The organism is Halomonas sp. I1 (genome assembly GCF_032334135.1).
GTDB lineage: Bacteria > Pseudomonadota > Gammaproteobacteria > Pseudomonadales > Halomonadaceae > Halomonas.
Map to the genome: position 1 here is coordinate 82036 of NZ_JAVXUS010000012.1, position 15036 is coordinate 97071.

Consider the following 15036-nt stretch of genomic DNA (forward strand, 5'->3'; position numbering starts at 1 on the left):
TGCGATGATGCTGACAAGGTATACGTAAAGCATGGCATGCGGCGTGCGTTTACTTATACTCATGATATTGGCGTTTTTCTTCGCCAGGATGGCGAGATTGACCACATGGATGGAGACGGGCGCGCGGTGAGCACCGCAGGCGCTCAGGGTGTCGGAGGAAAAATGGCGGAGATGTCACGGACTCGCAGGCGAACCGGCGCGACTCGGCGGCATGCGCCGAGCCGGCGGTTGCGGTGCGATTGGGGTCGTTTCGACCGGTGGCTGGACAGGGTCGTGACGCTTGCCGTGATAACCGCCCTGCTGGTCGGCGGGGCGGCGCTGATCCTCAACCTGACGCTATAAGGACCGTGGCGTCGCTTACCTTGTCATGCTTGATCGCGATGTTTCCGGGGCTGCTGCTGGGTGATGCAGTGGATGTTACCGCCGCCGAGCAGGATCTCCCGGGCCGGTACGCCGATCACGCGTCGCGTCGGGAACAGCCCTTCGATGATGGCAAGGGCCTCGTCGTCCCGGGCCGGGTCGAGCAGCGGCATCACCACCACCGAGTCGCCGATGTAGAAGTTCACGTAGGAGCCGGCCATGCGGTCGCCGGGGCGCCGCGGGTGGGAATGGCTCAGGCGGTCGATGCCGCTGGCCTCGTCCTCGCCGATATGCAGTGGCCCGGGCTGGGGCAGCCGGTGCACCGTCAGCGTCCGGCCCCGGGCGTCGGTGGCGCTCTCCAGCACGGCCAGCGCCTCCCGGGAGATGGCGTGCTGCGGGTCGGCCTCGTCGTCGGTCCAGGTCAGGGCCACCTCGCCGGGGGCCACGAAGCAGACCAGGTTGTCGACGTGGCCGTCGGTCTCGTCGAGGTGGCAGCCGCGGGGCAGCCAGATCACCTTCTGCACGCCCAGGGTGTCGCACAGGATCCGCTCCATCTCGGCCTTCGACAGGTCCGGGTTGCGGTTGGCGTTGAGCAGGCATTCCTCGGTGGTCAGCAGGGTGCCTTCGCCATCCACGTGGATGGCCCCTCCCTCCAGTACTACCGGCGCCACGAAGCGCTCGACGCCGAGCATCTCGGCGATCTTGGTGCGGATGCGGCGATCCTTGTCCCAGGGAAAGTAGAGCCCGCCCTGCAGGCCGCCCCAGGCGTTGAACTCCCAGTCGACCATGGCCAGGCGGCCGTCCGGATGGGTGAGGAAGGTGGGGCCCACGTCGCGCATCCAGGCGTCGTTGCAGGAGAGCTCGACCACCCGCACGTGATCGGGCAGCTGGATGCGGGCGTTCTCGTACTGCTCGTCGTTGACGCCGACGAACACCGTCTCGCTCTCGGCGATGGCCGTGGCCACCTCGACGAAGGCCTGCTGGGCCGGCTTGGCCCCGTAGCGCCAGGTGTCGGGACGCTGGGGCCAGAGCATCCAGCAGGCCTCATGGGGGGCGAACTCGGCGGGCATGGCGAAGCCCTGGGCCGCCGGGCTCTCGGGAGTGGCGCCCGTCCGGGCGCCTTGGGGAGATGTCATCGTCATGGCAGGTCTCACAGGTGGCCGACCACCAGGAATACACCGGTGGCGATGGTGGCGGCAATCAGCACATAGGGAAGCTGGGTCAGGGCGTGGGCCATCGGCGTGCAGCCGCTGCCCTGGGCCGAGAGCACGGTGGAGTCGCCGTAGAAGCAGGCGTGGCTGCCGAAGGCGCTGGCCGAGATCAGCGCGCCCACCACCAGCGGCATGCTGGCGTCGACGCTGGCGGCCAGGGGCAGCACGATGGGCATGGCCACGGCGAACAGGCCCCAGAAGGAACCGGTGGCGAAGGCCAGGAAGGCCATGGTGACGAACACCACCGCGGGCAGCAGGCCGGAGGTCATCAGCGGCTCCACGGTGGTGATCACGAAGTCGGTCAGCCCCAGGACGTCGTTGACCTCCTTGAGGGTGAAGCCGGCCACCAGGGTGCCGAGCGGCATGATCATCGCCTTGAACCCGTCCAGGGCGGTGTCGAAGGTCTCGTGGAAGCTCAGCAGGCGCTGGGCGCCGATCAGCACCAGCAGCACGGCCAGCGACACGATGACGCCGCGCAGGATGTCGATGTCGAAGTACCAGGTGAAGAAGATCAGGGTGGCGATGGGCAGCAGGAAGTTGATCAGGTGCGGGCGCGGCTTGTCCTCGTCCACCTCCAGGGCGGTGTCATCGACCCCCTCGGGCATCAGCTGGCCGCCCGCGGCGCGGGCCTCGGCGGCCTTCATCGGGCCGATGTCGGGCATCCAGCCGAGCGCCACCAGCGGCACGATGGCCGCCGCCACCCAGGCATAGAACATGTAGGGGATGGCCTCGATGTACAGCCCCATGCCGTTGCCGGTCACGTTGTTCTCCTCCAGCAGGCCGGCGAAGAACACCGCCCAGGTGGAGAAGGGCACCAGGATGCAGATTGGGGCCGCGGTGGAGTCGACGATATAGGCCAGCTTCTCCCGGGAGATGCCGAAGCGGTCGGTGATCTTCTTCATCGAGGCGCTGATGGTCAGCGCGTTCAGGTAGTCGTCGACGAAGATGATCAGGCCCAGGAACCAGGTGGTCAGCAGGCTCTGTTGCTTGGTGTGGATGCGGCGGGTCATCACGTCGCCGAAGCTCAGCACCCCGCCGGTCTTGACCAGCAGGGCGATCAGGCTGCCGAACAGGCCGCAGACCAGAATGATCCAGGTGACGGTGTCGTTGCCCAGCACCCCGAGCAGGATGTCGGAGCCCTGGGTGACGACGGTGGTCGGGTCGATCATCAGCAGGCCGACCAGGGTGCCGGCCAGCAGGGATTCGATAGTGCGTCGGGTCAGCAGAGCCATGCCCAGCACCACCAGGGTGGGGATCAGGCTCCAGGCGCCATAGGTATCCATGGGTCGATCTCTATTGTCGTTGTTGGGTGACGGCCCCTGTCGAGTGGCGGCCGGGTGATTGCGTCTTACAGGAAGCCGTCTTCTCGCAGGGATTCGGTGGCCGCAGTGAGCGCCTCGTCGAGGATCGCCACCGCGGTGTCGACGGTCTCGCGGCTCCAGATCAGGGTCGGCGAGATCACGTTCAGATGGCCCACCGGGCGAATGATCAAGCCGCGCTGCTGGGCCTCGAAGGCGATGCGGTCGCCGACCCGCGCCTCCACCGGCAACAGCTCCTTGGTGTCCTTGTCGGCCACGTTCTCGAGACACATCATAAAGTGGCTCCCTCGGACATCCCCGACCGTTTTATGGTGCGAAAGGGTCTTGAGCTGCTGCTCGAGGTAGGGGCCGACCTCGCGGACATTCTCGCAGATCGCCTCGCGCTCGATGATCTCGATGCTCTTCAGTGCCGCCGCGCAGCTCACCGGATGACCGGAGTAGGTGAAGCCGGTGCTCAGCACGCCGCCCTTGCCCTGCGGGGTGCCCAGCACCTCGTAGAGCTCGTCGGAGATCAGGGTGGCGCCCAGCGGCGCGTAGCCGGAAGATAGCCCCTTGGCGCAGTTGATGATGTCCGGCTGGGTCTCGAACACCGCCTCGGAGGCGAAGAAGTGCCCCAGGCGGCCGAAGCCGGTGACCACCTCGTCGGCGATGAACAGGATCTCGTTGGCGCGGCACACCGCCTGCATGCGCTTGTGGTAGCCCTCGGGGGCCACCAGTACGCCGCCGGCGCCCATGATCGGCTCGGCGATGAAGGCGGCGATGTTGTCGGCGCCGATCTCGGCGACGGTGTCCTCGAATTCCTTCACCAGGTGATCGCAGTACTCGGCCTCGCTCATGCCCTCGGGGCGACGATAGCAATTGGCCTCGCTGAGGTGGGTCACCAGGTGGTCGAGGGTGTCGAACGCCCAGTTGTTGCTGGCGATGCCGGTCAGGGTCGAGGACAGATAGGTGGTGCCGTGATAGGCGTTGTTGCGCGACAGGATGCGCTTCTTGTTCGGCTTGCCCAGGCGGTTGAAGTAGTAGTGCACCAGGCGAATGGTGGCGTCGTTGGCCGTCGAGCCGCCGCAGCTGTAGAAGACGTGGTTCAGATGCGCGGGGGCCAGCTCGGCCAGCTTGGCGGCGAGCTCCGCGGCCGGGGCGTTGGACAGATTGTTGAAGGTCGAGAAGTAGGCCATGCGGGTGGCCTGGTCGGCCATGGCCTGGCCGATCTCGGCGCGGCCGTGCCCGACGTTGACGCACCACAGCCCGGCGATGCCGTCGATAAAGCGATTTCCGTGTGCGTCTTCTACATAGATCCCGTCACTGTCGGTGATCAGGTCGCAGCCCTCCTCGTGGAAGGTGCTGAAGTCGGTGAAGGGGTGGATGAAGTGATCCTTGTCCTTCTGCCACAGGGTCTCGGCATCGAGGACGGGACGGTCGGTCGTCTGACGGGTGCTTGTTGTGGTCATGGCAATACCTCCTCTGAGTAAGCGCCAGACTAGCCAGCCTCGGGGAGGGGGCGACATATCCTGATTGGGGTATATCGGGGACTCGCGCCGTCCTCGTAAGGTGATCCCACGGCACGCATTGCCCCCTATCACCAGGGCTATCGTTTGCGTTGTCGCACGGGGCTGGTCCGTCGACAGGTCTCCGAGGAGGCGCTGTGAACCCATCCATGGGCGCTACTTTTGCCATCCCTGGCAAAAGACCTCCTCTATGACCTGTCCCCGGCGCCCCTCGACATGTACAGCGATGCTTGCCCTGCCCGAACAACGACCGGAGAGGCGCACCATGACGATTTCCATCGACGGCCAGCGGCTGTGGGATACGCTGATGGCCATGGCCGAGATCGGCCCCACCGCCAACGGCGGCAGCTGCCGCCTGGCGCTGACCCCCGAGGACGCCGCCGGCCGGCGCCTGCTGCTCGACTGGTGCGAGGCGATCGGCTGCACCTGGCGGGTCGACCGGGTCGGCAACCTCTTTATCCGCCGCGCCGGCAAGCGCGATGACCTCGAGCCGGTGGCCACCGGCAGCCATCTGGACACCCAGCCCAAGGGCGGCCGCTTCGACGGCATCCTCGGCGTTCTGGCCGGGCTCGAGGTGTTCCGGACCCTGCACGACCAGGGCATCGTCACCGAGCGCCCCCTCGAGCTGGTGGTGTGGACCAACGAGGAGGGCAGCCGCTTTGCCCCGGCGATGGTCGCCTCCGGCACCTACGCCGGTGAATTCGCCGTCGAGGACACCCTGAACCGCCGCGACGCCGACGGGGTGACCCTCGGCGAGGCCCTGGAGGCCTGCGGCTTCGCCGGCGACCTGCCGGTGGGCGAGCCGCGGCTGGATGGCTTCTTCGAGTTGCACATCGAGCAGGGCCCGGTGCTCGAGGACGCCGGGGAATCCGTGGGCGTGGTCACCGGCGTGCAAGGCATGCGCTGGTTCGACGTCACCTTCGCCGGCCAGTCGGCCCATGCCGGCCCGACGCCGATGCGGCTGCGCCACGACGCCCTGGCGGCGGCAGCGCGGCTGATCGACCGCCTGCAGGCCCATGCCCTGGCCGACGCCAGCGGCGACACCAAGGTCACCTGCGGCTGCCTGGACATCGAGGCGGCCTCGCGCAACGTCATCCCCGGCGAGGTGCGCCTCACCGTCGACCTGCGCCACGTGGTGGAAGCCGAGCTGGACGCCCTCCAGGCGCTGTTCGAGCGCGAGCTGGCCGCCGCCGGCGAGACCTTCGGCGTGGCGGTGTCGCAGCAGCGGATCTGGGCCTCGCCGGTGGTGACGTTCGCCCCCGAGTGCATCGCCGCGGTGGAGGCCGCGACCCGGGCCCAGGCGGTGCCCTATCGGCGCATGATGAGCGGCGCCGGGCATGATTCCGTCTACGTGTCCCGCGTCGCCCCCACCTCGATGATCTTCATTCCCTGCCGCGACGGCATCAGCCACAACGAGGCGGAGTACGCCACCCCGGAGCACTGCAGCCTGGGTGCCCAGGTGCTGTGCGACGCCATGGTCGCCCGCGCCGACCGTCCGGCCTGATCACGGGAGTCTTCTATGACCGAACATCGCCGCATTCCCCAGACCCGCGACGACTGGCAGGCGCTGGCCGCCTCGCTGGTCGAGCAAGGCCTCCAGACCCGCGCCTATCTCGACGATGCCTTCGTCGACGCCGCCGATGGCGCGACCCTGACCACCACCAATCCGGCCACCGGCGAGCGGCTGGCCGAGGTGGCGAGCTGCGACGCCGCCGACGCCGAGGCGGCGGTGGCGGCCGCCCGGCGCGCCTTCGACGGCGGCGAGTGGTCGCGGCGCTCTCCGGCCGGCCGCAAGGCCGTGCTGCTCAAGCTCGCCGAGCTGATGGAGGCCCACCAGCACGAGCTGGCGCTGCTCGACACCCTGGACATGGGCAAGCCGGTGACGAGCTCGCTGGGCGACATGGCCGGCGCCATCGGCTGCCTGCGCCATCACGCCGAGTCCATCGACAAGCTCTACGGCGAGGTCGCGCCCACCGGCGATGACGCCCTGGGCCTGGTGCTGCGCGAGCCGCTCGGTGTGGTGGCCTCCATCGTGCCGTGGAACTTCCCGCTGATGATGACCGCCTGGAAGATCGCCCCGGCGCTGGCCGCCGGCAACAGCGTGATCCTCAAGCCCTCCGAGAAGTCGCCGCTGTCGGCGCTGCGCCTGGCCGGCCTGGCCCGCGAGGCCGGCCTGCCGCGCGGTGTGTTCCAGGTGCTGCCGGGCTTCGGCCACACCGTGGGCAAGGCGCTGGCGCTGTCGATGGACGTCGACTGCCTGGCCTTCACCGGCTCCACCGGGGTCGGCAAGCAGCTGATGCAGTACGCCGGCCAGTCGAACCTCAAGAAGGTGTTCCTGGAGTGCGGTGGCAAGAGCCCGAACCTGGTCTTCGCCGACTGCAAGGATCTCGACAAGGTCGCCGAGCACGCCGCGGGAGCGATCTTCCACAACCAGGGCGAGGTGTGCATCGCCGGCTCGCGGCTGCTGGTCGAGAATTCGATCCGCGAGGCCTTCGTCGACAAGGTGCTGGCCGCCGCTGAGCGCATGCAGCCCGGCGACCCGCTGGACCCCGAGAGTTTCATGGGCGCCATGGTCGACCAGGCCCAGCACGAGCGGGTGCTCGACTATATCCGTAGAGGCGTGGAAGAGGGCGCGACCCTGCGGGTCGGCGGTGAGGCCACCGCGGTCGAGGGCAAGGGGTTGTTTATCCCGCCGACGGTGTTCGACGGCGTCACCGACGCCATGGCCATCGGCCGCGAGGAGATCTTCGGCCCGGTGCTGTCGGTGTTCGGCTTCGACAGCGAGGAGGAGGCCGTGCGGCTGGCCAACGACAGCGACTACGGCCTGGCGGCCGGGCTGTGGAGCCAGGACATCGACCGCATCATGCGCGTCACCCGCCGGCTGCGCTCGGGTCAGGTGTTCGTCAACAACTGGGCGGACATGGACCAGACGGTGCCCTTCGGCGGCGTCAAGCAGTCGGGCAACGGCCGCGACAAGTCCCACCACTCGCTGGAGGAGTATTCCGATCTGAAGAGCGTATGGATGACCCTGGCGCCCTGAGAGGGTGTGATCCACTAACGGAAGGACAACAACAATGCCCAACAAGACCTCGATGACGAGTCGTGCCCTGCTGGCCGGCGCGCTGACCACCCTGAGCGTCGGTGCCGCCGCCGAGGCTCAGTCGCCGGCCGATACCGTGCTGCGCGATGGCAGCCTCTACACCGTCGACGCCGAGCACCCCAGCGCCGAGGCGCTGGCGGTGCGCGACGGGGAGATCGTCTACGTCGGCGACGAGGCCGGCGTGGACGCCTACGTCGGCCCGGACACCCGGGTGATCGACCTCGACGGCAGGATGGTGATGCCGGGGCTGCAGGACGCCCATATCCACGGCATCACCGCCGGCCGTGCCCAGTGCGACCTCGACTACCGGCCGCTGAGCGTCGACGAGTTTACCGCGCACCTCGAGGGCTGCCTCGCCGATCCCGATTTCGGCACCCAGCGAGACGATTGGCTGACGGTCGAACACTGGTACGTGCAGTTCCTCAAGCCCCGCGGCACCGAGGTGGACAAGGCAGTGCTGGACGCCATCGACACCGAGCGGCCGATCATCGTCTACGACGTCTGGGGCCACGCGGCCCTGGCCAACTCCCGGGCCCTCGAGCTGGCCGGCATCGACGCCGACACCCCGGACCCCCAGGGCGGGGTCATCAAGCACGACGACCGGGGCCGGCCGAACGGCTGGCTCTACGACGACGCCCAGTTCCTGGTGGACGAGGCCATGCCGGAGCGGCCGCCGCTGGATCCCGTCGACGCGGCCCGTCGCGGCCTGGCGGTGCTGGCCGAGGAGGGCATCACCAGCTTCCAGGCCCAGAGCGAATCGCGGGACACGGTCGAGACCTTCGCCGAGCTGCGCGAGGCCCACGGCCTGACCGCCCGGGCCCACTTCCTGATCGACTCCGGGGCCAGAACCGGCGACGAGCTGGCGGCCTTCATCGACGAGCTCGACGCCATCCGCGAGGCCGTCGAGAGCCCCGAGCGGCTGCCGCTGCAGGTACGCGCCTGGCGGCCCGGCGAGCAACAAGGCCCCCGCCTGGTGGCCGAGCCCGGCGTCTCGGTAGCGGGCGTCGGCGAGGTGATGGCCGACGGCATCCTGCAGGCGCCTACCCAGACCGCGGCGCTGCTCGAGCCCTATCGCGTCAACGCCGGCAGCGAGGACGCACCGGACTGGCGGCCCGGGGACAACCGTGGCGAGGCCTACATCGACGCCGAGACCCTGGGCGAGATGGCGACCCGGTTCGCCGAGCGCGGCTACCAGACGCAGATCCACGCCATCGGCGACCGCGCGGTGCGCAACACCCTGGACGCCTTCGCCATGCTGCGGGAAGCCGACGCCACCGCGCCGCAGGCCAGCGGCTACGACCGGGGCGGCGACTCGCGGCCGCTGATGTCCCACGCCGAGCTGGTCGACGCCGCCGATCACGAGCGCTTCGAGGGGCTCGGGGTGGTGCCGGTGATGTCCTACCAATGGGCCAAGCCGGCGCCGGACTCCACCGATGCGGTGAAGCCCTACCTCGGCGCCGAGCGCTGGGCCGGCTACGAGCCGGAGGGCGAACTCGCCGCGGCGGGCGCGAAGATCGCCTACGGCAGCGACTATCCGGTGGACCCGCTCGACCACTGGTTCGCCCTCGAGGCGGCGGTGCTGCGCGAGGCCGACTGGGGGCCGGAGTTCCCGGCCTATGCCGGCGACCTCAACGCCGAGCAGCAGGCCCTGTCGCTGGACGCGGCGATCCGTGGCATCACCCTCAACGCCGCCTACGCCATGCACCAGGACGAGGTCACCGGCTCGCTGGAAGTCGGCAAGCTGGCCGACCTGCTGGTCCTCGACCGGAACCTGTTCGAGATCCCGGCCGAGGACATCTCCGAGACCCAAGTGCTGATGACCATGGTCGGCGGCGACGTCGTTCATCGCGCCGAGGACTTCCAGCCCTAGGCTGTTCCCACGATCGTCGGGGGCGCCGCCAGCGGCGCCCTCCGAGTTCATCGACGTGCCATTGGGTAATGCTTTCCACGTCGTTTGCCGGCCCTCGGGCCGGCTTTTTTTGGTTCTTCGCAGATCGGCGTGCGGCGGGCGGAAGTCGCGTATCCTGATAGCCCCGTCGAGAGAGCGCCCGAGGAGGCTCCCGCCATGCGCCGATTGCCCTCGTTGACCGCGCTGCGCACCTTCGAGTGCGCCGCCCGCCATGCCCACTTCGGCCGCGCCGCGGCGGAGCTGTGCGTCACCGACAGCGCCGTCAGCCACCAGGTCCGCCAGTTGGAGGAGCAACTGGGGGCGACGCTGTTCGTGCGCCGCGGGCGCCACATGCAGCCCACCCCCCAGGCCCGGCGCCTGCTGCACAGCCTGCAGCAGGCCTTCGAGCGGGTCGGCGAGGCCTGCGAGGCGATCGCCGCCCCGGACACCCAGGCCGCGCTGCAGGTGGCCGTGCCCGCCGAGCTGGCCCAGAAGTGGCTGGTGGGGCGCCTGGACGACTTCTGCCGTCGCTACCCGCACATCGACCTGCACCTGCATGCCCGGGCCTACGACGTCCAGGACGTTGGCCCCGACCTCGACCTGGCGATCATCTACGGCGCCGGGCCGGCGGATGCCCACGAGCTCTTCGTGCGCCCCCTGCCGCCGCTGCACTTCTTCCCGGTGTGCAGCCCGGGGCTGTTCAATGCGGGCGGCCTGACCCGACCCGAGGACCTGGCCCACTGCCGGCTGCTGCACGACGACCAGGACGGCGGCACCTGGGCCGCCTGGCTGGCCACTCACGCCGGCGACGCCCGGGCCGGACGCAACCTCTACTTCGAACACGCCGGCCTGGCCCTGGAAGCCGCCGCCAACGGCCTGGGCGTAGCGCTCGGCGATGCGCTGACGGCCTCGGAGGACCTGACACGAGGGCGGCTGGTGCGCCCCTTCGCCGCCAGCGTGGGCTCGCTCGGCCAGTACGCGCTGGTCTGCGACCGCCAGCGCCTCGAGCGGCCGGCGGTCGCGCACTTCATCGACTGGTGCGTCGCGCTGCTCGAGACCCCTGAATTCCATTCAAGGGTGGCGCAATAATCGTCGTTGGTGTGTCACGAGAGGCCGGGCCTAGCATCGGAATACCCCAACAACGAGAACGAGGTGTTCCATGGCGCGCTTGCTGACCTCCCTGCCCAAGGCCGACGGTTTCCGGCTGCCCGGCGAGTTCGAACCCAAGGCCGGCTGCTGGCTGGGCTGGCCGGAGCGCCCGGACGTGTGGCGCAACGGCGGCAAGCCGGCGCAGCGAGTGTGGGCCGGGATCGCCGCCGCCATCGCCGAGAGCGAGCCGGTCACCGTCTGCGCCTCCGCCGCCCAGTTCGCCAACGCCCGGCGCCTGCTGCCGCCCTCGGTGCGGGTGGTGGAGATGACCTGCAACGACAGTTGGTTCCGCGACAGCGGCCCGAGCTTCCTGGTCAACGACGCGACCGGCGAGGTGCGCGGCGTGGACTTCGAGTTCAACGCCTACGGCGGGCTCGACGGCGGGCTGTACTTCCCCTGGGACCAGGACGATCAGATCGCCCGGAAGGTGCTCGAGATCGAGGGGCTGGACCGCTACCGGGCGCCGTTCATCGCCGAGATGGGCGGCATCCAGTCAGACGGCCAGGGCACCCTGCTGACCACCGAGCAGTGCCTGCTCAACCGCAACCGCAATGGCCACCTGGGCAAGGACGCGGTGACCCGGCATCTCGAGGACTACCTCGGCGCCGAGCGGGTGATCTGGCTGCCGCGGGGCTGCAAGTTCGACGAGACCGATGGCCACATCGACGACCTGGCCTGCTTCGTGCGCCCCGGCGAGGTGCTGCTGCAGTGGACCGACGACCGGGACGACCCGCAGTGGGAGATCTACCAGGAGGCCTATGAGGTGTTGAAGAGCACCCGCGACGCCCGTGGGCGCGAGCTCACCGTGCACAAGATGCCCCAGCCGCGGGCCCTGGAGTGGACCGCCGAGGAAGCCGAGGGCCTGGACCAGGTCGACGGCACTCACCCGCGCCAGGCCGGCACCCGCATCTGCGCCTCCTACATCAACTACTACGCCGGCAACTCGGTGATCGTGGTGCCGCTGTTCGGCGATCCCAACGATCGCGTCGCCCAGGCCACCCTGGCCGAGCTGTTCCCCCGTCACCGCATCGTCGGCATCGAGGGTTCCCGCGAGATCCTGCTCGGCGGCGGCAACGTCGCCTGCATCACCATGCCCCAGTACGCCGCCCCGACGCCGACCGGCGGCTGAGCCGGCGCGCCCGGCCGTCGCCCCTCGCGCGGCGGCCGTGGCCTGATTCCCCAGCTCGACAGTCGGCCCCAGCGGCCGCCGGTGCCCCGCCTGTGCGGGGCCCCAGGGGCCCCTGCGGCCGGAACCGACTCGACAACAACCAACAAGCGAGTGAGGTATCCACGATGACACAATCCACCACCGTCCCGGGCGAGGCCCGGGGACTCCCGCGCATCGGCGTCGACCATCCGCTGGCCATCGCCGCCGCCGTGGCGATCAGCTTCGTCGGCAACGCCGTGGTCATGGGCATGCCGCTGATGGTCGGGGCATGGGCCGACTTCCTGCACTTCGACGAGCAGCAGGTGGGCTGGCTGGCCTCGGCGGACCTGGGCGGCATGTTCCTGGCCTCGCTGGCCACCGCCGCCCTGGTGTCGCGCCTCAATCGGCGCCACCTGGCGCTGTTCGGCATCTTGGTGGCGATCGCCGGCAACTACTTGTCGACCCAGTACCAGGACTATGAGCCCCTGCTGGCAATGCGCGTGCTGGCGGGCTTCGGCGGCGGCATCTGCTACTCCACCGGCATCGCCTGCCTGGCCATCACCACCCAGACCGGGCGCAACTTCAGCATCATGATGTTCGGCCTGGTGGCGATCAACGCCATCGAGCTCTACACCATTCCCCACCTGACCGGGACCTGGGGCATCGACGGCATCTTCCTGGCCTTCTGCGTGGCCTTCGCGCTGTGCCTGGCGGTGATTCCCTGCCTCTATCCGCACACCCCGTCCGGCGCCGAGAAACCGACCGGCGAGCGCGAAGCGGACACCGCCCCGCGCCTGCCGCGTCTACTGCCGTGGTGCTGCCTGCTGGCGGTATCGTGCTTCTATATCACCATCGGCTCGTTCTGGGCGTTCATCGAGCGCGCCGGGGTCGACGCCGGGCTGACGGATGCCTTCATCGCCAACGTGCTGACCCTGGGCAACGTCTTTACCCTGGCCGGCTGCGTCGCGGCGGTGTGGCTGAGCCGTCGTGCCGGCCAGTCGCGGGTGCTGATGGCCGCACTGGTGGGCATGGCCGGGGTGCTGGCGCTGCTGGCCGTGGAGATCTCCGCGACCACCTTCGTCATCGGCACCTTCGGCTTCTGCATCGCCTGGCTGTTCACTGACATCTTCCAGCTTGGCACCCTGAGCCATATCGACGCCTCGGGCCGCTATGCGGCCCTGGTGCCGGCCGCCCAGGGGCTCGCCCAGACCGCCGCCCCGGCGATCGCCGGCTTCCTGCTGGCCCGGGAGCTGGGCTACGGCGCGGTGATGCTGCTCGGCGCGGTGGGGTCGCTGGCGGCGCTGTGCCTCTACGCCGTCGTCTACGCCCGGCTGCGCCGGCTGGTGCCCGAGATGGCCGACGCCGAGTAGTCGCTAGCAGATGATCGTGACAACGAGCGAGCTCCCAAGGGGGCTCGCCTACTGTTCTGTCTGCTGGCGGGAAACCAGTGCCACGTGGTCGAGGAATAGCCGGAACAGCTGCGACTGGCTGGAGACCTCGAGGCGCTGGTAGATGTGCTTGCGGTGCACCTTGACGGTGCCGTCGCTGATGTCGAGCTCGCGGGCCGCCGACTTGGTGGAATGGCCCGCCAGCAGCAGGCGCACGATCTCTCGCTCGCGCGCCGTCAGACTCTCCTGGCCGAAGCTGTCGAAGGCTTCTTCCACCGGCTCGCGTTCGGCCAGGCACCGGTGGAAACGGTGCTCCTGCCACTTCCAGTACTCGCCGAGCAGGACGTCGAGCACCGGCGCGATATGACGCAGCGCCAGCATGTCGCGCCGCGTCACCCGAGGCGCGTCATCGCGAAATCCCAGTGAGACCACCATCACCACGTCGGTATCGACCCTGGCGAAAAGGCCGATTTCGTCGGTGAGCCCCAGGGCTCGATAATAGTGGTGATAGTAATCGCTGCTCTCGAAGCGGTCCGGCGCCAGTTCACGCAGTCGATGCGCGCCGCTCTCCAGCCCGTCGTGAACGGCCTTGAAGAAGGGGTCCAGCAGGTAGGCCTGGCTCAGGTAGCGTTCGATGCCCTGTTCGCGGCGCGTCGGTGGATAATTGTCGTGAATCAGCAGCGGTCGCCGTTGTCCCTTGTAGGTGTTGATCAGGATGGTATCGAAGCCGACCAATTCGCGCAGTGTCTGTTCCAGCAGGGTCGGGAAGCCGCTGCCGGCGGCGGCCTGGAACAGACGGGCGAGGTGACGGTGCCAGGTCAGGCTGGCGGCATTGGCGAGATGCTCGGTCGGAGTCACGAGGATAACCGTGCTGATGGATGATGAACCGCATCTGGCAGCATATCACGGAGGCGGTCGGTGAACCGCCCTGCAATGCGGGGTGGCTAAGCGGCGCTAGGCACCGCATCATGAAGGGGCCGGACGAGCAACAGCGGAGGATCGACGACACCATGCTGGAGTTTCTGCAGGGGGCAGCCTACGGCCTGTTCCTCACTTGTCCGCCGTGGTGCCTGATCGGCCTGGTGAAGCCACGGCTGGCACTGCCCACCGAGTCCCCGCAGCGCTGGCACGTGCTGGTGCGCTATGGTGCCGTGTTGCCCTTCATCAGCTTTCTGATGTGGCTGACATCGTTGTGGGGTGGCTTCGGCCCCAGCCTCTGGGGCTGGCTGGCGGGCTTGGTCGCCATCGCCGTCGAGCTGCCTCTGGAGCGTCGCTGGCGTCGCTGGCGCTCGCGCCGTCGGCAGCACCGGCACGAGGTGGCATTGCGTCGTGAGCGTGCACGCTCCGAGTCCGGCGTCGTCGAGCTCGACCCGACCCGTCCGCCGGTGGGCGCCGACGAGATCGTCCGGGCTCTGTGTCGCGTCAAGGGGGAACTGCTCGGCGTTGATCGCCCGGAGCTGGCTTCCCGGGTCGACCGCCTCCATGGTCGTTATCGGCATGTGCATGAGATCCTGGAAGCGCGTTTCGAACCCGGCGAACTGGCCTTCGAGCGAGCTCGTTCGCTGGTCGGTCAGGTGAGCCTGGGAGCCGTGGACGATTTCGATGCCATGGTCGACCGGGCAAAGGGCATTCGAGGCATGGATGCCGACTATGTACGTCGTCGACTCGCCAAGGACGCCGCGCGGTTGTCCGCCGAGGAGACGGAAGCCCTGCGGCGACGGCTGGCCTTGCTCGAGGAGACCGAGATTGCCCTGCGCCGTCTTGCGGCACGTAACGAGGCGGCCCTGACGGCACTGGACGATGCGGCAGTGAGGCTGTCCAGCGTGGTTACCGGACGGCCCAAGGCGGCCCTGGGCGCAGAGCGGGCCTGCGATGAGTTGCGACGCTTCATCGAGGGGGCCGAGCGTTATGGGCAGCGGCAGCAGTCGCGCCCATCCGATTGACCAAAGGGCCTGGCTGACAAGGGAGA

The 15036-nt window shown here is 68.8% G+C and carries 12 protein-coding genes; 8 read left to right on the forward strand and 4 right to left on the reverse strand.

The genetic code is table 11. The features are described from left to right. The first annotated feature begins 171 nt into the window (after positions 1-171). A complete protein-coding gene (locus RSO41_RS13045; protein WP_315619577.1) occupies positions 172-342 on the forward strand; it encodes a hypothetical protein in 171 nt (56 codons plus the stop codon). 23 nt (positions 343-365) lie between these two features. Here RSO41_RS13045 and aguA (RSO41_RS13050) read toward each other — a convergent pair whose 3' ends face one another. From aguA (RSO41_RS13050) to RSO41_RS13060, 3 genes are all read right to left on the reverse strand, one after another. Continuing rightward, the gene (gene aguA / locus RSO41_RS13050; protein WP_315619603.1) at positions 366-1496 is read right to left on the reverse strand and encodes an agmatine deiminase; all 1131 of its coding nucleotides are present in this window, start codon (positions 1494-1496) and stop codon (positions 366-368) included. A gap of 14 nt (positions 1497-1510) precedes the next feature. After that, positions 1511-2854 (reverse strand): Na+/H+ antiporter NhaC family protein, encoded by a 1344-nt coding sequence (locus tag RSO41_RS13055; protein ID WP_315619578.1) that lies wholly within the window; start codon positions 2852-2854, stop codon positions 1511-1513. Positions 2855-2919: 65 nt separating this feature from the next. Continuing rightward, a complete protein-coding gene (locus tag RSO41_RS13060; RefSeq protein WP_315619579.1) occupies positions 2920-4338 on the reverse strand; it encodes an aminotransferase in 1419 nt (472 codons plus the stop codon). Positions 4339-4660: 322 nt separating this feature from the next. On the opposite strand from RSO41_RS13060, the gene RSO41_RS13065 reads away from it, so the two are divergent. The 6 genes from RSO41_RS13065 to RSO41_RS13090 all read left to right on the forward strand — a co-directional run bounded on the left by RSO41_RS13065 (position 4661) and on the right by RSO41_RS13090 (position 13049). Then, the gene (locus RSO41_RS13065; RefSeq protein ID WP_315619580.1) at positions 4661-5899 is read left to right on the forward strand and encodes a M20 family metallo-hydrolase; all 1239 of its coding nucleotides are present in this window, start codon (positions 4661-4663) and stop codon (positions 5897-5899) included. Positions 5900-5914: 15 nt separating this feature from the next. Further along, positions 5915-7435 carry an aldehyde dehydrogenase gene (locus tag RSO41_RS13070; RefSeq protein ID WP_315619581.1) on the forward strand — a complete coding sequence of 507 codons (1521 nt, stop codon included), beginning with the start codon at positions 5915-5917 and terminating at the stop codon, positions 7433-7435. Between the two features lie 34 nt (positions 7436-7469). Continuing rightward, positions 7470-9365, forward strand: coding sequence for an amidohydrolase (locus tag RSO41_RS13075; RefSeq protein ID WP_315619582.1), 1896 nt, complete (start codon positions 7470-7472; stop codon positions 9363-9365). A 195-nt stretch (positions 9366-9560) separates the two neighbouring features. Continuing rightward, positions 9561-10472, forward strand: a complete 912-nt coding sequence (locus RSO41_RS13080; RefSeq protein WP_315619583.1) for a LysR substrate-binding domain-containing protein — start codon at positions 9561-9563, stop codon at positions 10470-10472. A gap of 70 nt (positions 10473-10542) precedes the next feature. After that, positions 10543-11661: an agmatine deiminase gene (gene aguA, locus RSO41_RS13085; protein WP_315619584.1), complete on the forward strand. Its 1119-nt coding sequence runs from the start codon at positions 10543-10545 to the stop codon at positions 11659-11661. A 164-nt stretch (positions 11662-11825) separates the two neighbouring features. After that, positions 11826-13049, forward strand: a complete 1224-nt coding sequence (locus tag RSO41_RS13090; RefSeq protein WP_315619585.1) for an MFS transporter — start codon at positions 11826-11828, stop codon at positions 13047-13049. A 48-nt stretch (positions 13050-13097) separates the two neighbouring features. Here the strand turns inward: RSO41_RS13090 and RSO41_RS13095 are convergent, their stop codons facing one another. Beyond that, the gene (locus tag RSO41_RS13095; protein WP_315619586.1) at positions 13098-13925 is read right to left on the reverse strand and encodes a helix-turn-helix transcriptional regulator; all 828 of its coding nucleotides are present in this window, start codon (positions 13923-13925) and stop codon (positions 13098-13100) included. 20 nt (positions 13926-13945) lie between these two features. On the opposite strand from RSO41_RS13095, the gene RSO41_RS13100 reads away from it, so the two are divergent. After that, the gene (locus tag RSO41_RS13100) at positions 13946-15010 is read left to right on the forward strand and encodes a cobyrinic acid a,c-diamide synthase (protein ID WP_315619587.1); all 1065 of its coding nucleotides are present in this window, start codon (positions 13946-13948) and stop codon (positions 15008-15010) included. The last annotated feature ends 26 nt before the right edge of the window (positions 15011-15036 follow it).